Raw genomic sequence first — 23,357 nt, forward strand, 5'->3', positions numbered from 1 at the left:
GGTTTGCGCCTCAGGGGCAAACCGGCGCGTTTGCGACATCCGTCAGGCCAGCAGGTGCTGCCACTGGTCGTCGCGCGCGCCGCGCGCGGCTTTCAGCGCGCCGACCGCGACGTAGCGCTTGAAGTCCAGGCCCGCGAGCCGGACCTTCGGCTCCTCGAAGCCATCTTTCGCGAGCTTCTCCTGCAGGACCGTGTCGATGCCGCGAATCCGGCTGCCGCCGCCGGTGACGACGATGTTCTGCAGCAATTGCGCAACCGAGTCGGACGGCGCGCGGGCGATGAGCGTCGTGAGCGCCGGATAGATTTTGTCGAGCAGCCGGTTGCAGGCGCGGCCGACAATCTCGCCGAGATCGAGCGTGTGCGCCTTGCCGCCGATCAGCACTTTCACGTCGATCGGCTTGCGGATGGGACCGACATAGGAGTGCTCCTCCTTGATCGCGCGAATCGTCCCGCGCGTGAGGCCGTTGTTGGGATAGATGCGCTCGAGCTCGTCCTCGATGATCTTGTCGATGGCGTCGCCCGCAAAGGGAATGCTGATCTGATCCTCCGCCGTCGGGAAAAAGCCCTGGATCAGGCAGAGGTCGCTCGTGCCGCCACCGATGTCGACGAACAGCGAGTTCGTCACCGGATCGAGGTAGTTCGGCTGGCCGAGGCGCGAATCGTCGCGAAAGCCGAGCGCGGCAAGAAACGGCTCGGGAATCAACAGGATGCGATCAAACACGCCCGCCGCACAGGCCCGGATGTCCTCGCGCGCCGGATCGCCGGCATTGGCCGGCACGCCGACGACGGCGCGAATCTCCGCCCCGCCCGCAGGGTCGACCACGGCGCGGAGGCGCTGGATGAAATCCCGCGCGGCGTCGCGATGCGCGATGATCCCGTCCTCGAGCGGCGCGACCATTCGCAGCTGCAGGCGGTGATTGAGCGCTTCCTCGCCGATCAACGTCGTGGCGTTGCCGGCGATGATGCCGTCCACCAAACCCTCGCGGGCGTAGCCCACGACGGAAGGGATGACTTTGCTGACGGTGGTGTCGCGGGTCTCGGCCGGCCCGGCCAGCACGCAGGACGCGTTCGTGCCGAGATCGAAACCGACGAGCAGCCGTCGGCGTTCACCCATTCGCCGTGGCGCCGCGCTCTCGGCGGGACGATCGGCATTGGCGGGAATGGCGGCCGCGGGAACCTTCTTTTCTACGGGAGCAGTGGCAGTGGTCATATGATTTGGATTGTGGGTGGGATTAAATTCAGCGGCTCGCCGGGCGTCTCGCGGCGCGATCCCCCGCCAGCATCGCGTCGAGAAAATCGGCAATCTCCAACGTGCCACTCCGCGGCATCGCGGCGTCCGGCGCCTGGGTTTCGTCGGTCGCGGGAGCGGCGCGCGGAGGCGCTCCCGTCGGGAACGGCCAGCGCTCGGAGAGTTGCTGGAGCAGAAGATCGGCGACGATCACCGCCTCCGCCGCGCGCGCCGATTCCGTCGCGAAGATCCGATCGATTTCCGCCTGGCTCGCGGCCGCATCTCCGTGCGCGGCGCGCATCGCGGCGATCGCGGGACCGAGCCGATCTTGCTCGAGACGATCCGCCGCCGCCGCGTCGCCGCGCTCGCGCAGCACGCAGATCCGCCGGATGAGACGCGGGACTTCGTCCCGGGAGGAATCTCCGGGAAGTCGAATGGGAAGTTGATGGACGTTCAAAGCGATGACGGGCCCAACGACTCGGCGATCCGAAGAAGGTTCGAAAAATCTTTCCGCACCCGCGCCGGCTTTCCCCGCCGCCCCGTCGCCCGCGTCGCCCCCTTCGTGCGCGCACACCGTTCGCCGGCGGTTTTTCCCTCGGGCGGAGCGGGTCTTCGGAAAACGCGAACGCGTTTGCGCACCGCGTTCCCGCGAAGCGTGGGGCGTTTCCCCATGCCGTTTCCGTCGGATCTCCCGCCGGGCGAATCCCGCACGTCGCCCGTTGCCGGCGGGGAGGTGCCGCGGGATTGCCGGCCATCGTCTGGGGATTTCTCCGAGGGCTCTTCGGTTGACTTCGGCGCATCGCTCCGACTTTCTCCCGCGCACACGGGCCATGGCTGTCGCTCCATCAGCGACGCTTCCACGCTCCCATGCCCCAGTCCGACTCCTCCCCGAGCGCGCTGCCCGACGAAATCGTCCAAAGCATCGCGATCTCGAACGCCACCGCGATCGGATCCCAGCCGGCGATCCTGGCCAATCTGGCCCTCGCCAACGAAATCCTGAACGCAAACCTGCAACAGCAGGCGCAGATCACCCAACAGCAAGCGGTGAATCTGCTCACGCTCGCCGTCGTCGCCAAATCCGTCGCCACGATTCTGCGCGACCGCCCCGCCGACGGCGCTGCTTCCGCCAACGACATCAAGGACCTGCTTGGCGTCCTGCAGTCGCTGCGTCCCACGCCGCCGGCCGCCCCGGCGTCCTGATCCCCACCCTTCCTTCAATTCAACCCACCACGCCCATGGCCGACTCCTCCCTCAATCCCAGCATCGCCGAAACCGCCACCGTTATCGGCATCACCAACCTCAAGAGCATCGCCGAACAACCCGCGATGCTCTCGAACCTCGCGTATTCGAACGCCATCGCAAACACCAACCTCTCGCAGCAAAACGCCGTCGCCAATCAACAGGCGATGAACGAGCTCGGCATCTCGATCGTCGGCAAGACGGTGAACAAGGTCTCCGATCTCGGGCCGCTCGAAGCGCGCTCCGCCGTCGATGTCCTGACGGACAACGCGCTGGCCGACGAAATCGCGTCCCTGCGCGCCGTTATCCAAACGTTCACGCAAAAGCCCCAATCGTGACCCGCCCCCCGTCCGAGGCCTCACCCGCCACTGCCGCTGCGTCGGCGCGCGCCGAAGTGCGCGCGCTTTTGCAGAAAGCTGCGGCACGGTGCGCGGAGCTTCCGACGGCGCTGCGGGTCGACACGCAGCGGCAGCCGGGGGCGTGGCGCGACCACCCGCTGCCGCCCAATTCGGCGGACGCCCCTTACTGGATCGCGCTGCCCGCGGCACTCGAGATCACCAACATTCCCGCCCCGGCGCTGCGCGCGGTTCTGGCGCACACGCAACCGATGCCCTTCGGGAACGGCGGCTCCATCGTGATGATTCAGGTCCCTGCCCGCCCCACAGCCGCGCCTGCGACCCGCGCGGACGTCTCGCAGGCCGTGCTGGCGAAGACGATCGCCACGCTAAACGCACCGAGCCCCCTGCGACCGGCGATCGCCGCCGCTCTTGCGCGCACGGGCGCCCGCGCCGCCCCCCAGCTCGCCGCGCCGCCCGCGGACGAAAGCATCACGGGAAACGGGACCGCCACCGCGCCGTTTCGGGTCACGAACGGACAACCGCTCTACGTCCAAGCGCCCGTGACGCTCGCGTTCCCCAACGTGCCTCCGTCGGAGCTGGCCATCGCCAGCCTGTTCCCCTCCGTCTCCCACGCCTAGGCCCCACGTGCGCAAACAAGCCTCCATCGTCTCCGCCTCTCCAGAAGACTGCCGCAGCGTCACGGAGCAGCTGGATGGCTTGGCCGAAGATTTCGAAACGCGCGGCCGTCTGGCCGCCGCGGCTTACCTGCACCTGACACGGTTGCGCCCTGCGCAAAAACGCTGCGCCGCGGGCCCGTATCGCGTCTTCCGCATCGAGGCCACGCGGCAGCTTGTCGTGCTCCGCGATGTCGCCGCCCTCGACAGCGCCACTTGCGTGCACGAATGCGCCGCCTTCGCCGACGCCCTCGCTTGGGTCAACCAGCGGCTCGCCACCGAACTCGCCCCCGCTCCCGCATGAACTCCCCGCTTTCCCCTCTCGACCGCGCGCACCTCGCGCTCACGCTCCTCTCCGCCGCGCGTCCGGTCTTGCCCTCCACGCCGCCTGCCCACCTGCCCAACAGCGAGCGACTCGCGGAAGAAATCGCCGGCCACGCGACCGAATTCAGTCGCGCCTTTGCCGACCTCGTTCACTCCGGAGACACGGCCGTCTGTTCCGCACGGATCCTCGCCGCACTCGCCGCCCAGCACGACGTCATCCGGCGTCTTCACCACCTCCCGGCGAGTTCCGAGAAATCCTGAAACGCCAACGAGCGCGCGCCTTAGCGCGCGATGCCGACGTATTCGAGAAACGCGTCCTGCGACGGCGCGCGGCCGAGGAATTTCTCCACCGATTCGTTCACATCGCGCGTGTGGCCGACGGCGTAGATTTGGTCGCGCAGCCGTCGTCCGGCCACCGCGTCGAAATAGCCACCCACGCTGCGCGGGAAAACGCCCGCCACGTCGAGCGCGAGCACCTTGGCCCAGAGATAACCGTAGTAACCGGCATCGTAGCCCGCGAGGTGGCCGAAATACGCCACGAACGCAGTGTCGGGCGTCGGAGCCGTCACGACGCGCGCGAGCGTGTCGTTGCCCATGCGCACAACGTCCACCGCCGGCGCGTCCGCCGCGCCAAGCGCGTGCAGGCCGAGATCGATGAGCCCGAACGCCAGCTGCCGGCGCGTCGCGTAGCCCTCGGTCGCCTGCCGCGCCCGCTCGAGCGCCGCGATGGTTTCCGCCGGCACCTTCTTCGTCGCGTCGCGGTAATCGGCGGCGAAGGTATCGAGCACGGCCTTGTCCCACGCCCAACATTCGAGCGCCTGCGACGGCACCTCGACAAAATCGCGCGGCACCGCGAACGCGCTGAAACTCGGGAAGCGCGCGCGACTGAGCAGCCCGTGCAACACGTGGCCGAACTCATGGAACAGCGTCACGACGTCGTCGTGTTTCAGCAGCGACGGCTTGTCGGGCGCGGGCGACGGGAAGTTGCAGAGCAACGCCATCACCGGCAGATCATAGCGCCCGTCCGGCAGCACGCCGCCGCTCTTCTGTGGGAAGCAAGCGAAGTGGTTAAACTTTCCCTCGCGCGGAAACATGTCGAGGTAGCACGCGCCGAGCACCTCGCCGCTGTCGCCGTCGGCCACGATCCACAGTTGCACATCCGGCGCCCACGCGTAGGGCGGCTCGACGCGCGTGAACTTCAGCGCGAACACGCGCTCAAACGTCGCGAACATCCCCAGCAGCACCGCTTCGTAGGGGAAGTAGACGCGCAGCGCCTCATGGTCGACGGCGTAGCGTTGCTTCGACAGCTGGTTCAGATAATAGCTCACGTCCCACGGCTCGAGCACGGCGTCGGCGCGGCCGGTTTCCGCCGCCTTCATCTGGCGGAACGTCTCCAACTCCGCCGCGAACTTCGGCTGCAACCCGGCGACAAGTTTCTCCTCGAAGCCGATCGCGGTGGCCGCGTCCTTCACCATGCGCGTCTCCGTCTGGTAATCCGCCCAGCTCGCGTAGCCGAGACGGCGCGCGATCTCGGCGCGCAGCGCCACGAGTTGCTGCAACACAGCGACGTTCTTCTCGCGGGCGAGATTGCCTCGCAGCTGCGAGAAACGCCGGCGCGTCTCGGCGTAGCTCGCGTTCTGCATCAGGGTCGTTGCGTGCCACGTCACATGCGCCGCCACGCGATAGCGACCGTCCGGTTGCTTCACGCCCGGCGCCTCGAGAAAACTTTCCGGCACGCCTGCGAGTTCCTCGGCGGTGAAGTCGAGCGTCGCGCGCGCCTCGTTGATGTTCACGCCGAACTCCGTGTTCAGCGCGGCGAGCCGCTTCTGCAATTTCTCCACCTCCGCACGCTCGTCCGGCGGCAGCGCCAGACCCGCACGGCGATAGTCGCGCATCGTGAAATCCACCAGCCGCTGCTCCTCGGGCGCGAGCGCGGGCCGCGCGTCAGCGACGGCTTTCAGCGCACGATAAAGGTCCTCGCGATATGTGACGCCCACGGACCATTCCGAGAGTTTGACGTTCATCTCGTTCGCCGCGTCGCGCATCGCGCGATCCGGGCTCGACTCGGCCACCGTCTGGACCTTGGCCGCCTCGTCGTTCACGCGCGCGAGCGCGGCGTCGACCGCGGCAAAGGTGCTCGCGAACGTCCGGCCCGCCGCATCCTGCGCAACGATCGCCGCCAGCGCGGCGTCCGCTTCCCGGATGGCCGTCTCGGCTTGGGCTCGGACCTCATCGGCGCTCGTCGGATAAACGACAAGTTCGAGGCGCGCGCGGTGTTGCGCGGCGCGGGCTTGGAAATCGGCCAAGGTGACGGGGGTCGGGCGTGAAACCATTGCGGGATCGGTTGGTCGGCGAAACGACAGCTCACATCGCGCCTTTCGCGCGGGCAAACTTTTTGGGCGCGCTGGTTGTCCCGTTTAGCTTTGCGGACGGCCTTCGGCCGCGTTTGCTCTTTCCCCCTATGAAGTTCCTACCCCGCACGCTGCTGGCGCTGGCGCTCACGGCCACCGCCCTCTTCGCGCAAACGCCGCCGGATCAGACGCGCCTCCTGCGCTTTCCGGCTACCAACGGTTCGCAGATCGTCTTCAGCTACGCCGGCCAGCTCTACACGGTCGGCATGGACGGCGGCGTCGCGCGCCGCCTCACCGACGCGCCCGGCTGGGCCGTCTTCCCGCGCTTTTCCGCGGATGGCTCGCAGCTCGCCTTCACCGCCCAATACGACGGCAACACCGAAGTCTACGTGATGCCGGCCGACGGCGGCACGCCGCGCCGCCTCTCCTACACCGCGCTCAACGGTCGCGACGATCTCAGCGACCGCATGGGGCCGAACAACATCGTCCTCGCCTGGAAAAACCAGAGCAACGAAATCGCGTTCCGCGGCCGCTGGGTCGACGCGAACGACTTCCTCGGCCAGCTCTACACGATCGGCCTCGACGGCGACGTCCCGCAGCAACTCCCCGTGCCGCGCGGCGGCTTCCTTAGCTTCTCGCCCGACGACACGAAGATGGCCTACAACCGCGTGTTTCGCGAATTCCGCACCTGGAAGCGCTACCGCGGCGGCATGGCCGACGACGTCTGGATCATCGACCTCAAGACCGGCGCGCTCGAAAACATCACCAACAACCCCGCCCAGGACATCATCCCGATGTGGGCGCCGAACGGCCGCATCTACTTCCTCTCCGACCGCGACGGCCACCTGAACCTCTTCTCCTACGAACTCGCTTCGAAAAAGACCGCGCAGCTCACGACGTTCAAGGACTACGACGTCAAGTTCCCCTCGCTCGGCAAAGGCGGCATCGTCTTCGAGCAGGGCGGCCTCATCTGGCACTTCGACCTGAAGACCGAGAAGGCGCGCCAGATCCCTATCACGGTGAAGGAAGACCTCGCCGTCGCGCGCGGCGGCATCGTCAACGTCTCGAAATACGTCGCCGGCGTGCAGTCCTCCCCCGACGGCAAACGCGCGGTCGTCGTCGCCCGCGGCGAGGTTTTCACCGTCCCCGCGAAGAACGGCCCCGTCCGCAACCTCACGCAAACCTCCGGCGTGCACGAGCGCGACGCCTCGTGGTCGCCCGACGGCAAGTGGATCGCCTACCTCTCCGACACCACCGGCGAGAATGAAATCTGGGTTCGCCCGCAGGACGGCCGCGGCGAACCGCAACAGATCACGAAGGGCGCGACCACTTATTACTACGCGCCTGTCTGGTCGCCCGATAGCAAGAAGCTCCTCTGGGGCGACCGCGAGCAGCGCCTGCAGTTCGTCGACGTGACCACCAAAGAGGTCACGCTCATCGAGAAAAACGAAACCTACGAAATCACCGACATCGCATGGGCCCCCGACAGCAAGTGGGTCGCGTGGATCTCGCCGAACCGCGGCAGCTACCCGAAGGCCCGCCTTTACTCGCTTGAGGAAAAGAAGTCTCTCGACGTCACCGATGGCTGGTGGTCCGTTAGCAACGTCAACTTCAGCGACGACGGCAAATGGCTGCTCTACGCCTCCGGCCGCGACTTCAACCCGACCTACGGCGTCACCGAGTTCAATCACATCTATCGCGACTGGGAGCGCATCTACCTCGTCGCACTCGCGCAGGGCACCGACTCGCCCTTCAAGCCGAAGAGCGACGAAGTCGAAATCGCCAAGGACGACGAGGTGAAGGAAAAGCCCATCGCCGAGAAGTCTGCCGACGCGAAGCCCGCCGAAAAGACCGTGGCCGACGCCAAAGAGGAAAAGAAGGACGCGAAGGACGCCGCGCCCGCCACCGACAAGAAGGACGGCAAGGACGCGAAGAAGAAGACCGTGACTGTTAAGGTCGACCCGACGGGCTTCAACGAACGCACCATCGGCCTCCCGATCGCCGCGTCAAATTACGGCGCCGTCGAAATGGTGGGCGACAAGGTCTACTACCTGCGCACCTCCGGACCGTTCGGCGGCGGCGGCACGATGTTCGTCTACAACCTCAAGGAACCAAAGGAGACCGAGCTCGGCGCGGCCAACGGCTTCGCCGTCACCGCCGACCGCAAGAAGATGCTCGTCTCCGCGCAGCGCGAGTTCGCGATCATCGACCTGCCCGCGGCGAAGTTCGAGCTGAAGGACAAGCTCAACCTCAGCGGCCTCGAGATGAAACTCGATCGCGTCGCCGAATGGAACCAGATCTACAACGAAGCCTCGCGCCAGATGCGCGACTTCTTCTACGCGCCGAACATGCACGGCGTCGACTGGCCCGCGATGACCAAGAAATACGGCGCGCTCGTCCCGTCCGTCCGCCACCGCAACGACCTCAACTACCTCATCGGCGAACTCATCGGCGAACTCTCCGCCGGCCACGCCTACACCGGCGGCGGCGACCGCGTGAACGAGGCCCCGCGCATCGCCACCGGCCTGCTCGGCGCCAAGATTTCGCGCGATCCGCAGTCGCGCGCCTACCGCATCGACCACATCGTGCCCGGCCAGAATTGGGAAACCGGCCTCCGCTCGCCGCTCACCGAGATGGGCGTCGGCGTGAAGGCGGGCGACTACATCCTCGCCGTCGACGGCAAGCCCGTCCGCGACATGCAGTCGATCTACGCTGCGCTCGTCGGCACGGTCGGCAAGCAGGTCGTGCTCCGCGTCAACTCGAAGCCCACCGACGAGGGCACACGCGACGTCACGATCATTCCCATCGGCGACGAGAAGCCGCTCTATTACCAGGAATGGGTCGCGAAGAACCGCGACTACGTCGCCAAGAAGACCAACGGCCAAGTCGGCTACATCCACATCCCCGACATGGGCCGCGACGGCCTCAACGAGTTCGCGAAGCAGTATTACCCGCAGCTCGACAAGAAGGCATGGATCATCGACGACCGCGGCAACGGCGGCGGCAATGTCTCGCCTCAGATCGCCGAGCGCCTCAGCCGCACGCTCGACTTCTTCTCGGTCGGTCGCAACGGCCAGCCCTCGGCCAATCCCACCGCGATGGCCCTCGGCCCGAAGGTTCTTCTGATGAACGAATTCTCGGCGTCGGACGGCGACATCTTCCCGTATCGCTTCCGCGAGCGGAAGCTCGGCACGCTCATCGGCAAGCGCAGCTGGGGCGGCGTCGTCGGCATCCGCGGCTCGCTCCCGATCGTCGACGGCGGCTCGCTCAACCGCCCCGAATTCGCCAACGGCTTCGATAAAGAGGGCAAGAACTGGACCATCGAAGGCCACGGCGTCGACCCCGACATCGTCGTCGACAACGACCCCTGGAAGGAATTCCACGGCGAGGACCAGCAGCTCGACAAAGCCATCGAGCACATCCTCGGCGAGCTGAAGACCAAGGGTAAGGACATCCCGCCCACCCCGCCCTACCCGAACAAGAGCGCCGGCTCCTGAGCCGCCCGCCCATTCCCCGCACCCACGAGAGCCGGTCACCTGACCGGCTCTTTTCATTGGCAGCCCGCGACCTCCGGACGCGGGATCGTGCACATGAATGGTAGGGCGGGACCGCTGGGCCCGCCGAGAACGTGGTGCAAGCCGCCGGGCAGGCGCGCTCCAACACCAAACAATTTGCCGAGGGTTTCCCGCTCCTCCACCGTATCACCTCGCATGACGCCTCCCGACCCACTCCGCTCCCTGCTGAGACGCTGGCAGCACGAGCCGTCACCCGCGCCCGAATTCGCCGCCGGCGTGTGGGCGCGCATCAACGCGGCCCGGAAGGACGAGCGCGTCGTCATCGCGTTTCGCTGGGCGCTCCCAATCGCCGCGTCGCTCGCGCTCTTCCTCGGCATCGGTGCCGCGCGCCTGCAAGCCCAGCGCGCGCACGCCGAACAGATGGCCGATTTCTACGTTCGCACCATCGACGCCGTCCATCAGGCCGAGCAAACGGAACGAAAGTGAAACGCTGGCTCACGCTCTTCGCGGTCGTGGCACTCGTCGGCGGAGCCGCCTACGGCCTCACGCGCGTGCTCTGGCCCGCCGCGCCGGCGAACGAGGACCAAGTCACCTGGCTCGCCCGCGAGTTCAAGCTCAGCGCCGAACAAAAGGTCGCGGTGGAAAAACTCCACCACGCCTACCTGCCGGTTTGCTCCGACCATTGCGCCGCCATCGTCGATGTCCGCGAGCGTCTCTCGCTCACTCCGCAGGACGCCGCCCTGCACGCGGAACTCGCCCGACTCGAGCGCGAGTGCCAACAGGCCACGCTCGCGCACGTCCGGCAAGTCGCCGCGTGCATGGACGCAAAGCAGGGCCAGCGCTTTCTCTCGCTCGTCGAGCCGCGCATCCTGCACCACGACCACCACGCCGCCTTCGGCCTGAAATGACGCCTGCCGCGGAGCCCAGCGACGAAGAGATGATGCTCTCGCTCCAACAGGGCGAAGAGCTGGCATTGAACCGCCTCATGACGCGCTGGGAGCGGCCGCTGCGCAGCTTCCTCTACCGCTCGACCCGCAACGAGCACGACGCGCTCGATCTCGCGCAGGAGACGTTCGTCCGCGTCTACCAGCACCGCGCCCGCTACCGCGCCGGCGCGCGCTTCTCGACGTGGATGTTCCAGATCGCGCTCAACCTCGCGCGCGACCACGCCCGACGCACGCGCCGCCGGCCCACGGATTCGCTCGAGGCCGCACCCGAACAGTTCACCGCCCAGACGCCGCGACGCGACGCCACCGACGCCGAGGCCGCCGCCGCTGTCCGCGCCGCCGTCGGCGAGTTGCCTGACGACCTGCGCGAAGCCGTGTTGCTCTCCGAGTTCCAGGATCTCTCGCACGCCGAGATCGCCGAGATCGTCGGCGCCACGCCGAAGGCAGTGGAAACCCGCCTCTACCGCGCCCGCGAGAAATTGCGCGGCCTGCTCGCCCGTTATTTCAAGGACTGAGGGCGCTGTAGCGGTCGTCCAGCATTGCCGTTCGACAACCGCACCGTCGCCGCCGAACGTGCGGCCATGGCAATCGTCACCACGAACCCGGCCACCGGCCGCACGCTCCGGCGCTACCGCGAACACGACGCGCGCACCGTCGACCGCGCGCTCGCGCGAGCCGTGACCGCGTTCGCCGAGTGGCGCGAGCTGAGCTTCGCCGCCCGCGCCCGTCATCTGCGCGCCATCGCCCGCGAGTTGCGGCGCGACGCCCCAAAATTCGCCGCGCTGATCACCGCCGAGATGGGCAAGCCGATCACGCAAGCCGTGGCCGAGATCGAGAAATGCGCCGCGAACTGCGAACACTTCGCAGAACATGCCGCCGCGATGTTGGCCGACGCCTGCCCGCCCGGCGCGCCCGCGCATCGCTACGTGACTTACCAACCGCTCGGCGTCGTGCTCGCCATCGAGCCGTGGAATTTCCCTTTCTGGCAAGTCTTCCGCGCCGCGGCGCCGGCGTTGATGGCGGGCAACACGATGGTGCTGAAGCATGCCTCGAACGTCACCGGCTGCGCGCTGGCGATCGAACGCGTCTTCACGCGTGCCGGCGTGCCACGCGGAATTTTTCAAACGCTCGTTGTGAACGGCGCGCGCGCGGAGGCATTGGTCGCCGATCCGCGCATCGCAATGGTCACGCTCACCGGCAGCACCGCCGTCGGTCAGCGCGTCGCGGCACGCGCTGGCGCCGCGATGAAGAAGGGCGTGTTCGAACTCGGCGGCAGCGATCCCTACGTGATTCTCGCCGACGCCGACCTCGATCTTGCTGCCGAGCTGTGCGCCGAGTCGCGCCTCTACAACAACGGGCAGAGTTGCGTGGCCGCGAAGCGCTTCATCGTCGTCGCGTCTGTGCGGGCCGAGTTCGAGCAAAAGCTCACGGCCGCGCTCGCGCGTCGACAACCGGGCGACCCGCGCGATCCGGCCACCCAGCTCGGACCGCTCGCGCGCGACGACATTCGCCGCGAAGTGCACGCGCAGGTGCGCCACAGTGTGCGCGCCGGCGCACGCCTGCTGCTCGGCGGCAAGTTGCCGCACGGGACCGGTTGTTTTTATCCGCCGACGGTGCTCGCCGGAGTGCGGCCGGGCATGGCGGCGTTCGACGAAGAGTTGTTCGGCCCCGTCGCCGCCGTCGTGCCGGCCCGCAACGAGGCGGAAGCCATCGCCCTCGCGAACCGCACGCCATACGGGCTGGGCGCGGGCGTGTTCACGCGCGACCGCGCGCGCGGCGAGCGTATCGCGCGCACGCAGCTCGAAGCCGGCAATGCCTTTGTGAACGAGTTCGTGCGCTCGCACCCGACGCTGCCGTTCGGCGGCGTCAAGCAGAGCGGCCACGGACGCGAGCTCGGCGCGTGGGGCCTGCGGGAGTTCACCAACGTGAAGACAATCAGCGTTCGCTGACGTCGGGCGAATCGACCGGGGGATTCGAGTCCGCCGTGCCCCACGTTTCCTCCATGATCAGACGGACGCGCTCCGCCGAGACACGAAGCCGAAGGAGCCGATGCAGCGCGCCACGACAGCCCGCCGCAGTGTGATATTCGCCCGCTTCGGCATGGAAAAAGCGACGACTGCGCAGATCGCCGACGCTGCGCAAAAACTCGCGATCTGCGGCGAAATAGTCGGGCAATGTCGCCAGCGCGCCTCGAAAGGGCCGGGCGTGAAAATACAGTGCGCGAGGAAGCAAATGCTCCTCGAACTCGGTGAGATTAATACCGTGTTGCGAGCAGTAGCGCTCGCGAAATGACAGGCCCATGTCAGTCGGGGGGTAAGGTGACGGGCTCACCACATTGAGAGCCACGCGTCGCTGCAATACCGCCGATACCCCATCCGCAATCCGGCATTACTCCCACTTTGCACAGCGGCGGACAGCTCTCAGCGTTACCGCCCCGTAACTGTCATAACCGCTGTGGATGCGCGGGTCCGACAGCTGCGCTGTTTCTCCAATCTCAACCGTTGGAGACGGCCCGACTCCCCGGCTATCCTCCGCAGGCGTGTCCTGCGGGCACCGTGGCCGTGCGCAAAGACCATCGCCGAACCTCAAAATTCTGCTTCCGTTTTCGTTCCGGCGGTCTACGTTTTCGCGCCTTGCTTCCGGAGAGGTGGCAGAGTGGTTGAACGCGCCGCACTCGAAATGCGGTTTAGGCTTATACCCTAACGTGGGTTCGAATCCCACCCTCTCCGCCAGTTTCAGAGATCCGCCGCGCCGAGTGCCGGCGGATTTTTCGTTTTCCGGGCTTTTCGAGGAATCGGCTTAGTCAAACGTTCTCATCCTCGCGTCCGGACAGCTCGCGGCGGTTGGCCGGGAGGTGTTGGGGCAGGAAGAAATAGTAGAGCATCAGCTGCCAGCTGCGGGAGGAACGGTAGAGCACGAGCGGAACGAGCAGCGCCGCAACGATGGCGGCGACGGCCGCGACGGTGTTGCCCAGCACGCCGTAATACCAGAGCAGCGCGATCGGCGTGAGGAAGACGATGCACGTGACGCCGTAGTTGAGTGCCATCGCGCCGAGGAAGAATCCCTCCTCGCGCTCGAGCTTCAGGCCGCATTGCGGGCACTCGCGGTTCAGTTCGAGCGGCTTCGCCGGGCTGAACAGGGTCTTGCCGCCGCAATTCGGACAGCGGTTGGTGAGGCCGCGTTGGATGACTTGTTGCTGCGTGACGCGCATAAATGAAAACGCCCCACCTTACGGCGGGGCGTTTGGGAAAGCAAAGCGCGGACTTAGGCGCCGAGCTGGAAGCGGACGAAGCGGCGGATCACCATGTTTTCGCCGATGGTGCCGACCTTCTCCTTCAGCAGATCCTTGATCGTCTTGTCCGGATTTTTGACGAAGGGCTGATCGATGAGGCACACCTGCGAGAAATACTTCTCGAGTTTGCCTTCGACGATCTTCTGCACGGCGGCGGCGGGCTTGCCCTCCATCTGCGCAGCGGCGATCTCGCGCTCCTTGGCGAGTTCGGTTTCCGGCACCTGCTCACGCGAAACGTAGAGCGGGCTGGTCGCGGCGATCTGCAGGCAGAGGTCGCGGCAGAACGCCTTGAAGTCGTCGTTCTTCGCCACGAAGTCGGTCTCGCAACCGACTTCGACGAGGACGCCGACCTTGCCGCCGACGTGGATGTAGGACTCGATGAGACCTTCCTTCGTCGAGCGGCCGGAGAGCTTGTCGATCTTGTTGCCGAGCTTTTTGCGGAGGAGCGTGATGGCGTCCTCCATGTTGCCCTTCGTTTCATCGAGGGCCTTCTTGCATTCGAGCATACCCGCGCCGGTTTTCTCGCGGAGTTCTGCCACCATACTGGCTGTAACAGCGGACATTTGAGTGATCGGTTGGTTGAGAGATTAGACTTCTTCCGTGGAAACGGTGGACTTCTTCGCGCCGGCGGTGCGGCCGGTGCGCTTGCGCGGGGCGGCGGCGGGCTTCTCGGTGACGAGTTCCTTCACGTCCTGCGGGAGGGCGACGACCTTGTCGAGCGCCTCGTCGGCGTCCGCCGGGGCGGCCGCGGCGGCGGCGTCAGCGGCGGCCTTCTCGGCGCGCTGGACGCGGCGGGTTTCGCGGTGCGCGAGGCCGGACTGGATGGCGGCGACGACCGTCTCGACGACGATGCGGATCGACTTCGCGGCGTCGTCGTTGCCCGGGATCGGGTGCGAGAGCTGCGTCGGGTCCGAGTTGGTGTCGACGAGGCCGACACACGGGATGTTGAGGCGCTTGGCCTCGGCGACGGCGATGGCTTCGTAGCCGGCGTCGATGACGAACATCGCGCCCGGGAGGGCCGTGATGTTGGCGATGCCGTCGAAGTTGCGGGTCATGCGGGCCATCTCGCGGCGGATCGCGGACTCTTCCTTGGAGGAGAGTTTGCCGAGCTCGCCCGAGGCGTCTTGCGCCTGGTATTTCTTGAACTTGGCGAGCGACTTCTTGATCGTCTCGAAATTCGTGAGCGTGCCACCCATCCAGCGCGTGGTGACGTAGGGCATACCGGTCGCGGTCGCGGCCTCCTTGATCATTTCCTGCGCCTGGCGCTTGGTGCCGACGAGGAGGACTTCATCGCCCGAGGCGACGAGGTTTTCGAGGAACGCGCAGGCCTTTTCGAGGGCGCCGTGGGTTTTCTCGAGGTCGATGATGGTGATGCCCTGACGGTGACCGAACACGTAGGGCTTGGAGCGCGGGTTCCAGCGCTTGGTCTGGTGACCGAGGTGGACGCCGGCATCGAGGAGGTCTTTGGGAGTGACGTTCATGGGATCTATGTATGTCGAATACACAGGTCGGCCAACTGGGCCGCCTTGCGATCAGACTGTGCCGCGAGCGCTGCTCCTGTTCAGACAGAGCGCGCGACGAGTTTTCGTTGGGTTGGTTGAAGGAACAGGAAGGGCAAAAACAGAGATGGCGCGCGAGTGGAGCAAGACCTTTCTCCAAAAAACTCAAAATCGCCGTTGACAGCGCAAAACGCGGTTCGCACGTTGACCGCTCGCTTGTTGCAGGGTGGAGCAGCCTGGTAGCTCGTCAGGCTCATAACCTGAAGGTCGTTGGTTCAAATCCAACCCCTGCACCCAATTTGAAACCCCCGGAAACTGCTCCCGGGGGTTTCTGCTTAATGACTTGCGCGATTTTCGAAAGAGCGACTGCCCGCGTGCAACCTCAGTCAACACGAGGCAACTTTGGGACACCAAAACCAAACATTACGCCAAACATTTTTTCGAGCCGAAAAGCAGCTTTCCCCCATCGGCCTTCAGGCTCCGCACCCGCAGGCCTGACCGTTGAGCATCAATAAAATAGCCACTCCCGAAGGAGTGGCTAAGGCAGCTAAAACTGGAAGAAATTTAGGCGGCCGAAGGGATGCCCGAGACGCCCTGCTCCCGAGGAGAGCCGACCAAACACCCGATCCCACGTTGCGTAAGTCGCATAATTTCACCCAGCGGATAACGCCAGGTTCCGGGAAGAATCTCCACCGGGTGAAGCAGTCCCTCCTTGGTCATTCTCCAGATCGTCACGCGATTCACGCTGAGGAGTTCCGCCGCGCGCTTCTGCGTGACCAGGGCACGAGCGTCGCTGTCGGCTCCGCGTGCAGCCTCTTCCACCTGCCCGGAAATCAGTCGCTGCACCAGATCCCGCTCCCCGCTCGTCAAGGAGGAGTCGGTCGTCACGACGGATTGGAGAATGGCCCGGGACGTCGGATTCATGGCGATCAAACCCCTGCCAGCAAGCTATGCCGAACGGATGCCCGGAGGCTCTCGCGCGCCAGGACATCAGCCGCGAGCTGTTCGACCGTCGCATCGTGAAAGCGGTTCACGCGGTGATACACCGGGAAGCCAAAGTCGGTCTTTTCGGTCCTCCACTCCACCGCCGCGACCATACGCTGTTCACGATGATCGAAGAGGCGCACCTCGCCGCCATCGAAGGCGGGCGACTGATTCAAGAACGCCTCGACCGCCTCCGGCGCCGAGTCGGTGCGAAAGCCAGGAAGGAATAGCCCCGTGCGGTTCTGCCGATGGATTTGATAACGCGCCACTGACGCTTCCGCGTCGGGGCCGGTGATGGTTGATGTTTCGTGGTTGGTTTTCATGGATGCGGTTGGTTTTGCTGCATCCATCTCTGCGCCGGTTGGCGTCTTCCTCAACGCAGCCACCCTGCCGAAATTGCGGGACGATTCCTACACCGGATTCGGTAGGCTCAGAGTATCGGGCGAGGCCTGCCGATCCATCACCGTGGTGTCATGCGACTCCCGCACAACCAGACGGCGCTGACGGACCCAAGGCAGCCGGACCATGCCGCCCTCATCGCGAGGTCACTCCGGCGGATTTTCATGACGCGAGGCGCATTGACCGTGGGGTTCGTCCGCCTTGGCGGAGATCATCAGGGCCGGCGGTGTCGTGACTCGGCGTCGTCCCGAGCCGGGCGAGACCGTTGCGGAATTTCTCCAGCTTCACTCTCCCACGCGATGATCCGATGGCGGCACGGAGCACCCCGGCAGCGCTGCATGCGGTCATGCCTGCGAGCGGTCCGCGTTCTTCCGGGCAACGCCGCCACAACGGCACGTTCTTTTTTAACGGATCGTTTTCGCTCTCTCTGGCGGCCCCTCCAGCCGCGCCGCCGCTGCGCGGACGGGGACGGTTAGGTCCTCCTTGAAAGGAATCCCCCCAACCGTCCCCTCGTCCCGGCCGGCACCCCCGCCCTTCGACGAGAGAGCAATCCCGCTCGCTGCGCTGCGCTCCACCTTGCGCAACGGTGCTGATCGTCGGCATCCCTCCGGGGCGGCCGATTTTCGGTTCGGCTCGGGTAGGGGTCCGCGTCGCGCGGCCCGCGACTGATGCGCCCTCGTTGGGGCGCTCCAGAAAAAAAGGAAAGTTATGAACACGATTGAATCCGTTCCCGTTGCTCCCGCTCGCGTCTTCAAGGCGCTCTCGTCCGATGACCTCCGCCGTTGCGCTCCCTCGATCTTCGCCGAGCACGCGCGACCGGGGGTGTCCGCCCGTTACACCTTCGTTTCCACCCAGCAGGTCGTTGCCCTGCTTGGCGCGGAGGGTTGGGAACCAGTGAAGGCGTCGGAGCAGCGGGTCAGGCTGGAGGACCGCATCGGTTTTCAGATGCACGAAATCCGGTTTGCCCGACGCGCAGACCTGGAGGCAGGCGCGATGCAGGTCGGGAGCACGCGCGCGGAGATGATCCTGCAAAACGCGCACGACGGCAGCCGAGCCTACCGCATCGACGCGGGCCTGTATCGGTTGGTTTGCCGCAACGGTCTGACCGTCGCGGATGCCGACTTTGCCCATGTCTCGATCCGGCACATGGACGTTTCCGCCGAGGCCTTTGCCAAGGCGGCGCAATCCGTGGCGGAGAACACGCCGCGCGCGCTGGAGGCGGTGACCAAGTGGCAGGGCGTGCAGCTCCCGCAGGCCACGCGGGTGGAGTTCGCCCGGCGTGCAGCGGGCCTCCGTTGGGATGCTGATCAACCGGTCATGAAGCTCCTCAGCCCGGAGAAGCTGCTGACGCCGGTGCGTTACGGCGATGCCGCCACTGACCTCTGGACCACCTTCAACGTGGTTCAGGAGCACCTGATTCGAGGCGGCGACCGTTACATGGGCTACACCGCCGACATGGGCATCCGCCACAACCGGACACGCCCGGTAGGCGGCCTGAGCGAAGGCCAGAAGCTGAACAAGGCGCTTTGGAGTCTCGCAAGCGAGTTCGCGAACAACTGAGCCCGACAAGGGGAGCGGCCTGCGGGCCGCTCCCTTTCTTTCGGGAGGCGTGATCCCCCGTTTCCGGTAGGCGCGCTGGCGTGCCAGGCGCACGCGAGCCGCTTCAATCAGCCGCGCCGATCAGCACTCCGCTGACCGGTGCCTTCACAATCCAACGAAATTCACGATGAACAACGGAACCACCGAAACTCCCGCCGCCGCCGAACTCGAAACTCTCAAGCGCGAGCTGATGAAAGCCGAGGTCCGCCTCGCTAAGGCCCGTGCCACCGTCGTCAGCGCTGAGATCGACATCAAAGTCCTGAGTGCGCGGCTTAAGGCCGCCACAAAGTAAGGGAGAGGCCGATCCCGCGTTCATCCCATGTCTTGGGGGTATGGCGCAAAAGCAGAAATATGCGCGACCTGCTGGTGAAAGACGTTAAACCGTCCTCATGGCAAATCTCGGCGCCGCGCACAAAGGATATCTATATCAAGATATCGCGACGGCGTATTTCCTAGCCAACGCATTAGTCGATCCAGTTAGGGAAATTTCTGTCGACTTCAAACGCCACCCTGCCGATCGCTTTGACGACTTAAGTATTGTTGAGACTAACGCGACACAGTTGCGCAGGCAGTTCAAACACACCGACGGCGAGACCCCTTTTGCCCAGAAGTTTCTGTCCTCGGACAGCACCCGCGATCACTCGACACCATGTCGAGAAAGGGAACTGCTCACCCCGAATCGCAAGGATTTGAAGCAGGTCTTCGCCGACCAGTTCGAGGGCATGACGCTCGACCCGGTGCCGCTCGCGGTGCTGGAGGACACCCGTGAGCGGCTGATCGAACGGATCAACGCTGACCTCACCGCCGGCGAGCGGGAGTTCCTGCTCTTGATGAAGCGACTGGAGCCCAAATGGGAGCTGCTCGGGTTGCCGGGAGTCGAACGCCTGCCAGGACCGCAGTGGAAGCTCTACAATCTGCGCAAGATGGACGCGGCCAGGCGTCGCGCCGCCGAGGAGCAGCTCCGGAAGCGGCTCGGGCTGTAGTTGGCGTGTTCATCAGGCCGCAAACGCGGATTTGGGGAGGGCGGGCGGAGTGACGTTCCTTTCGGCCGGCAGGCGACGAAGGAGATCGTCCCGGATGTGCCGCCACGTCGTGTTTTCCATCGCGACAAGCTTGGCCCGGAGTTCACCGAGGTTGAAGGCCTCCGCCGGCTGCGCCGAGCGGTCCCCCAGCAGGGCCGGCAGCCGGCCGGCAAGCGTGCGCCGGAACTCCTCCCGGCCGGGTTGGAAGTAGTGCTTGAGCACAATCGCGGTGGTTCGATGCCCCGTGACCTTCTGCACGATTTCCAGCGGCACCCCGGCGGTCAGCGCCACCGTCACCCAGGTTACGCGGAACGAATGGAAATCGCGGAGCGAGGCCTTGCGCAGGCCGTGCTCGCGCTTCTGCTGCACCGCGCCGCGCGTGGGCCGCTGCGCCTCGTCCTCCTTCGGGTTGAAGAAGCCGGCCGCCTTCATCACGCGCCGCACCCGGTCGGTGAGGTGATCGGGGTTGACCCGATAGTGCGCCTCCAAGTCCGGGAAGACATAGAACGGCGGACGAGGCGCGGGTTTCGCCAACGCCTTTTCGAGCACGCCGCGCAGGAGCGGGAAGATCGGGATTTGCACCGTCTCGCCGGTCTTGGCGGTTTTCACCGTGATGAAGCCGCCTTCGAGATCGACCGAGCTGCGCAGCAGCGTGCAGCAATCGCCCCGGCGCATCGCGGTGCACATGCCGGTTACGACGAGCGGGTAGATGAAGGGATCGGCCTTGGCCTTCTCTTCCAGCAGCGAGAGTTCCTCGACCGAGAACGGTTTCCGGAAAACCGTCTCGCCGTCCTGGAGCGGAATGGCCGCGAAGGGGTTCTCGGCGATGCCCGCCTCCTTGCGCAGGACGTGAAACACCGAGCGCAGGTGAATCAGGGTGTGGTTGTAGGTCTTCGCAGCCACACCTCGCGCCAGCTCCGCCCGGCAGAAGGCGTTGGCCAGCGGAGCGTGGATTTGCGCCATCTCGTAGAGCGACGGGGAGGTCTTTTTCGCGAAGCGGATGAACCGCTCGATGCAGGCGACCTTCTGTTTCTGGTAGCTCGCGCTCAGCGGCCGGCGGCGCAGGACCGCACACCAGCGGGCGCCGATCTCCGCCAGCGGGATCGAGCAGACCCGCGAGCCGGTGCGGATTTCGTGAATCGTCTGGACCAGCTCCTCGGCGCTGCTGCGCTTTTTCAGATCGAGTTGGAGCTTTTCCAAGGCGGCCAGGGCCTTCGCGCGCGTGCGCTCGAAAGCCATGTCGCCGAGTTCGGTCAGCGTAGGCGGGACGGTGCCGCGGACTTCCACCGCGAGGTTTTTCAGGATGCGGCGCTCGCCGATGGCGACGCGGCCATACCACCACTTGCTGCGCGGATAACGTAGTTCCAATGCCATGACATTGTTCTCCTTGTTGCGTTGAGGTTTTGTGACCCCGAGCAACTGCGGGCAACGGACAGCACCTCCCGAAATCGCGGTAGCCAAACATTACGCCAAACATGCCCCGAAAGTGGGGTTAACTGCTTGAGGGTGCGGGAGGTCGAAGTTGCCCTCATAACCTGAAGGTCGTTGGTTCAAATCCAACCCCTGCACCCAATTTGAGGCCCTCCCACTGCTCGGGAGGGCCTTATTGTTGAATGGCTTGCGGGGTTCGCATCGCGCCCATCCGAAACGTGTAAATTCCGGCAGCGCAGCGTGACGCAGGGCCACAAACCCGCGGTGTTTTCCGTATTCTGCCTGCTGCGCTAACATTGATGAGTGGCCGTGCTTTCGGCCGAAGCTGGGATCGGTGGCGGCCAGTTCGACTTGGTCGAGAGCATCCCGTCTTGCAGACAATCCGAACGCGGCGCCGAAAACCGGACGGTGCCGAGTTAGCTGCGAAGGCTCATGGCGCGCGGACGCGGCTCGGCCAAAAAGAACCCCGCGGCGTCGCGCGGGGTTCGGCATTCCAAGAGGTGCAGCCGCCTCAGTTCAAGGTGATGCTGATCTGGCCGAGTTGCGGCGAGTAGGCGTAAGCAGTATCGGTGAACTCGACCTTCAGGTAAACGGTGCCCGTCGGCAGGTCGGCCGTCGGCGTGAAGGCGGTCGAATACCAACCGTTCTGGGTGAGCACCGGCGACGTGTAGCTCGTGCTCACGAGCGTCCACGTGGTGCCATTGGGCGAGCTGTAGAATTTCACCTTCGCGAGGTCGGAATTGGAGAACTTGTAGATCGCGGCATTGAAGCGTTTGCAGCCGGTCACGTTGTAGACGAAGTTGCCGGCTGCGGTCGAGGTGCGCTTGAAGCGCGCGGAGTCGCCCGAGAAATAGGCCGGATTTCCCGTATCCACCGCGGTGTTGCTGGTGCGACTGGTGACCTTGGAGAAATCGACGCAGAAGTCGGTATAGCCCGCATTGGTCGCGTAGCCGTTGTGCGCGCCGCGGTTCGGCGCCGACGCCGGGTAAACCGTGTTGCCCCAGAAATCGAGGCCGCCGTTATTCGCGATCGCCGTGCCGGCATTGATCGCGGGAGACGTGGACTGGAGCTGGTAGCCGAGCGTGGCGTTGTAGCCGTCGCCGCTCGTGCCGGGCGAGACGAACTGCGGATTGCTCGTTAGCTTGTGCGCGTCGGCAGGCTCGGACGCCGGGTGGTTCCCGTAGAAGAGATTGTAGTCGAACGTGCCGTATTTGACGCCGTTGACGGTCGGCAGCTCCCACTCGCCGGAGCCGAGGTTGTAGACGATGTTGTTGGTGAATTCGTAGTTGTTCGTGCTCGCATCGCCGTCGGTGTAGATCGGGCGGACGGCGCCGATGCCGGAGCCGATGTAGATCGTGTTGTTGTAGATCTTCAGGCCGGTCGGCGTGCCCCACGACAGCGTGAAAATGCCCTTCTGCGGACCGTCGTTGATGCTGAGATTGTAGCGGACGGTGACGTTCGAGTTGTAGCCGCCCATGAGCAGGAGGAAGCCGCCCTCGTTGTTGTGGCTGTAGTTGTATTGCACGAGCGTGTTGTCGCAGAGCAGGTCGACGTCGAAGCCCTGGCCGTCGATCTCGTTGGTGCGGCAGCCGGACGATTCGTTGAACTGCATGATCGTGTCGGCCGAACGCGTGGGCCAGATGCCCGCGGAGGCGTTCATGTTGAAACCCGGAATGGATTTCAGACCGGCGCCTTTGCTGACGTTGTATTCGATCACGGAGCCGACGTAGCCGAACACCAGGATGCCGTCGCCGTCGGAGTTCGAGACGACGTTGCCCTGCACGAGGAGGCCGGTGCTCATCTTCGTGCGATCGATCGTGGTCATCCAGACATTGTAGTATTTCTCGTGCCAAAGCACGATGCCTACACGGCCGCAGTGATCGACCGTGTTGTCGAGAATGGTAACGCCGTTGAATTTGCCGGAGGAGCCGATCGAATGAACCGAGATGCCGCCGTTGATGTGCGGATCCATCTGCGAGTTGTTGAACGAGCCGTTCACGTGGTGAACGTAGTTATATTGGATCTTGATGCCGTTCCGCGCCGCCGTCGCCTCGACGAGGATGCCGTAGCGTGCGACGCCGCCGGTGGTCGCGGTGCCGGAGTTGTCCGTGCCGGAATCGTTCGTGACCTCGAGATTCTGGATCACCCAATAACTCTGATCCTTGAGATAGACTGCGGCACCAGAGGCGAGACTGCCGCCGTTGATCACCGGCGCGTTGCCCGTGCCGTATGCGCCGAGCGTGATCCACGCCGCGGACGTGCCCGAGCCTTTCGGGTAGAGCTGGCCGTTCCACGTCGCGCCGCGCTTGAGCAGGATTTGATCGCCGGCGCCGAAGGTCGTGGCGTTGATCTTGGTCAGCGTTTGCCACGGCGTCGCGGTTGTCGTGCCGTTATTGGAGTCGTTGCCGGAAGCGGCATCGACGTAGTAGATGGTAGCGAGCGCCTGGGACGCAGGCGCGCAGAACGCGGCGGCGAGAGCCAAGCCGAGGAACAGCTGACGGGGTATCAGTTTCATG

24 protein-coding genes and 2 tRNA genes are annotated in these 23,357 nt (G+C 65.2%); 15 read left to right on the forward strand and 11 right to left on the reverse strand.

Annotated elements, in window-relative coordinates; translation table 11 throughout:
• Positions 1-42: 42 nt before the first annotated feature.
• Both HZA32_03035 and HZA32_03040 read right to left on the reverse strand, forming a co-directional pair.
• Positions 43-1,209: a rod shape-determining protein gene (locus tag HZA32_03035; protein MBI5423034.1), complete on the reverse strand. Its 1,167-nt coding sequence runs from the start codon at positions 1,207-1,209 to the stop codon at positions 43-45.
• 28 nt (positions 1,210-1,237) lie between these two features.
• On the reverse strand, positions 1,238-1,603 hold the full coding sequence (locus HZA32_03040) for a hypothetical protein (protein MBI5423035.1): 366 nt from the start codon (positions 1,601-1,603) through the stop codon (positions 1,238-1,240).
• Positions 1,604-2,094: 491 nt separating this feature from the next.
• Between HZA32_03040 and HZA32_03045 the strand changes: the two genes are divergently transcribed.
• From HZA32_03045 to HZA32_03065, 5 genes are all read left to right on the forward strand, one after another.
• A complete protein-coding gene (locus HZA32_03045) occupies positions 2,095-2,427 on the forward strand; it encodes an FAD-binding monooxygenase (GenBank protein MBI5423036.1) in 333 nt (110 codons plus the stop codon).
• A gap of 125 nt (positions 2,428-2,552) precedes the next feature.
• Entirely contained in the window at positions 2,553-2,804 is a 252-nt protein-coding gene (locus tag HZA32_03050) for a R body protein (GenBank protein ID MBI5423037.1), read from the forward strand.
• Positions 2,801-3,442, forward strand: a complete 642-nt coding sequence (locus HZA32_03055) for a hypothetical protein (protein ID MBI5423038.1) — start codon at positions 2,801-2,803, stop codon at positions 3,440-3,442. Before HZA32_03050 ends, HZA32_03055 begins: the two co-directional genes overlap by 4 nt.
• Before the next feature lie 7 nt (positions 3,443-3,449).
• Complete coding sequence (locus HZA32_03060) at positions 3,450-3,782, forward strand: hypothetical protein (GenBank protein ID MBI5423039.1); 333 nt, start codon at positions 3,450-3,452, stop codon at positions 3,780-3,782.
• A complete protein-coding gene (locus tag HZA32_03065) occupies positions 3,779-4,063 on the forward strand; it encodes a hypothetical protein (GenBank protein MBI5423040.1) in 285 nt (94 codons plus the stop codon). Before HZA32_03060 ends, HZA32_03065 begins: the two co-directional genes overlap by 4 nt.
• Positions 4,064-4,083: 20 nt before the next feature.
• Here the strand turns inward: HZA32_03065 and HZA32_03070 are convergent, their stop codons facing one another.
• Positions 4,084-6,135: a Zn-dependent oligopeptidase gene (locus tag HZA32_03070; protein ID MBI5423041.1), complete on the reverse strand. Its 2,052-nt coding sequence runs from the start codon at positions 6,133-6,135 to the stop codon at positions 4,084-4,086.
• A gap of 128 nt (positions 6,136-6,263) precedes the next feature.
• On the opposite strand from HZA32_03070, the gene HZA32_03075 reads away from it, so the two are divergent.
• The 5 genes from HZA32_03075 (at position 6,264) to HZA32_03095 (ending at position 12,564) form a co-directional block, all read left to right on the forward strand.
• On the forward strand, positions 6,264-9,650 hold the full coding sequence (locus HZA32_03075; GenBank protein ID MBI5423042.1) for a PD40 domain-containing protein: 3,387 nt from the start codon (positions 6,264-6,266) through the stop codon (positions 9,648-9,650).
• 213 nt (positions 9,651-9,863) lie between these two features.
• The gene (locus tag HZA32_03080; GenBank protein ID MBI5423043.1) at positions 9,864-10,154 is read left to right on the forward strand and encodes a hypothetical protein; all 291 of its coding nucleotides are present in this window, start codon (positions 9,864-9,866) and stop codon (positions 10,152-10,154) included.
• Entirely contained in the window at positions 10,151-10,576 is a 426-nt protein-coding gene (locus tag HZA32_03085) for a hypothetical protein (GenBank protein MBI5423044.1), read from the forward strand. Before HZA32_03080 ends, HZA32_03085 begins: the two co-directional genes overlap by 4 nt.
• Positions 10,573-11,130 (forward strand): sigma-70 family RNA polymerase sigma factor, encoded by a 558-nt coding sequence (locus HZA32_03090; protein ID MBI5423045.1) that lies wholly within the window; start codon positions 10,573-10,575, stop codon positions 11,128-11,130. Before HZA32_03085 ends, HZA32_03090 begins: the two co-directional genes overlap by 4 nt.
• Before the next feature lie 66 nt (positions 11,131-11,196).
• Positions 11,197-12,564, forward strand: coding sequence for an NAD-dependent succinate-semialdehyde dehydrogenase (locus HZA32_03095; protein ID MBI5423046.1), 1,368 nt, complete (start codon positions 11,197-11,199; stop codon positions 12,562-12,564).
• On the opposite strand, the gene HZA32_03100 is transcribed toward HZA32_03095, so the two are convergent.
• Complete coding sequence (locus HZA32_03100; GenBank protein ID MBI5423047.1) at positions 12,551-12,961, reverse strand: hypothetical protein; 411 nt, start codon at positions 12,959-12,961, stop codon at positions 12,551-12,553. The genes HZA32_03095 and HZA32_03100 overlap by 14 nt on opposite strands.
• Before the next feature lie 295 nt (positions 12,962-13,256).
• On the opposite strand from HZA32_03100, the gene HZA32_03105 reads away from it, so the two are divergent.
• Positions 13,257-13,347 (forward strand) — tRNA-Ser (locus tag HZA32_03105).
• 71 nt (positions 13,348-13,418) lie between these two features.
• Here the strand turns inward: HZA32_03105 and HZA32_03110 are convergent.
• The 3 genes from HZA32_03110 to rpsB are packed head-to-tail and all read right to left on the reverse strand — an operon-like array spanning position 13,419 to position 15,388.
• Positions 13,419-13,826 (reverse strand): DUF983 domain-containing protein, encoded by a 408-nt coding sequence (locus HZA32_03110; GenBank protein ID MBI5423048.1) that lies wholly within the window; start codon positions 13,824-13,826, stop codon positions 13,419-13,421.
• 53 nt (positions 13,827-13,879) lie between these two features.
• The gene (locus HZA32_03115; GenBank protein MBI5423049.1) at positions 13,880-14,470 is read right to left on the reverse strand and encodes an elongation factor Ts; all 591 of its coding nucleotides are present in this window, start codon (positions 14,468-14,470) and stop codon (positions 13,880-13,882) included.
• Positions 14,471-14,494: 24 nt separating this feature from the next.
• On the reverse strand, positions 14,495-15,388 hold the full coding sequence (gene rpsB, locus HZA32_03120) for a 30S ribosomal protein S2 (GenBank protein MBI5423050.1): 894 nt from the start codon (positions 15,386-15,388) through the stop codon (positions 14,495-14,497).
• Between the two features lie 238 nt (positions 15,389-15,626).
• Between rpsB and HZA32_03125 the strand changes: the two genes are divergently transcribed.
• Positions 15,627-15,703 (forward strand) — tRNA-Met (locus tag HZA32_03125).
• 267 nt (positions 15,704-15,970) lie between these two features.
• On the opposite strand, the gene HZA32_03130 is transcribed toward HZA32_03125, so the two are convergent.
• Both HZA32_03130 and HZA32_03135 read right to left on the reverse strand, forming a co-directional pair.
• Entirely contained in the window at positions 15,971-16,330 is a 360-nt protein-coding gene (locus tag HZA32_03130) for a hypothetical protein (GenBank protein ID MBI5423051.1), read from the reverse strand.
• Between the two features lie 5 nt (positions 16,331-16,335).
• On the reverse strand, positions 16,336-16,713 hold the full coding sequence (locus HZA32_03135; GenBank protein MBI5423052.1) for a hypothetical protein: 378 nt from the start codon (positions 16,711-16,713) through the stop codon (positions 16,336-16,338).
• 784 nt (positions 16,714-17,497) lie between these two features.
• Between HZA32_03135 and HZA32_03140 the strand changes: the two genes are divergently transcribed.
• The 3 genes from HZA32_03140 (at position 17,498) to HZA32_03150 (ending at position 19,371) form a co-directional block, all read left to right on the forward strand.
• Positions 17,498-18,349 (forward strand): DUF945 domain-containing protein, encoded by an 852-nt coding sequence (locus HZA32_03140; protein ID MBI5423053.1) that lies wholly within the window; start codon positions 17,498-17,500, stop codon positions 18,347-18,349.
• Between the two features lie 166 nt (positions 18,350-18,515).
• Positions 18,516-18,680, forward strand: coding sequence for a hypothetical protein (locus tag HZA32_03145; GenBank protein MBI5423054.1), 165 nt, complete (start codon positions 18,516-18,518; stop codon positions 18,678-18,680).
• Positions 18,681-18,777: 97 nt separating this feature from the next.
• The gene (locus HZA32_03150) at positions 18,778-19,371 is read left to right on the forward strand and encodes a hypothetical protein (protein MBI5423055.1); all 594 of its coding nucleotides are present in this window, start codon (positions 18,778-18,780) and stop codon (positions 19,369-19,371) included.
• A gap of 12 nt (positions 19,372-19,383) precedes the next feature.
• On the opposite strand, the gene HZA32_03155 is transcribed toward HZA32_03150, so the two are convergent.
• Together HZA32_03155 and HZA32_03160 are read right to left on the reverse strand one after the other, a co-directional pair.
• Positions 19,384-20,784: a tyrosine-type recombinase/integrase gene (locus HZA32_03155; GenBank protein MBI5423056.1), complete on the reverse strand. Its 1,401-nt coding sequence runs from the start codon at positions 20,782-20,784 to the stop codon at positions 19,384-19,386.
• Positions 20,785-21,352: 568 nt separating this feature from the next.
• Positions 21,353-23,356 carry a right-handed parallel beta-helix repeat-containing protein gene (locus tag HZA32_03160; GenBank protein MBI5423057.1) on the reverse strand — a complete coding sequence of 668 codons (2,004 nt, stop codon included), beginning with the start codon at positions 23,354-23,356 and terminating at the stop codon, positions 21,353-21,355.
• Between the last annotated feature and the right edge of the window lies 1 nt (position 23,357).

It is taken from the genome of Opitutia bacterium (assembly GCA_016217545.1).
GTDB lineage: Bacteria > Verrucomicrobiota > Verrucomicrobiia > Opitutales > Opitutaceae > Didemnitutus.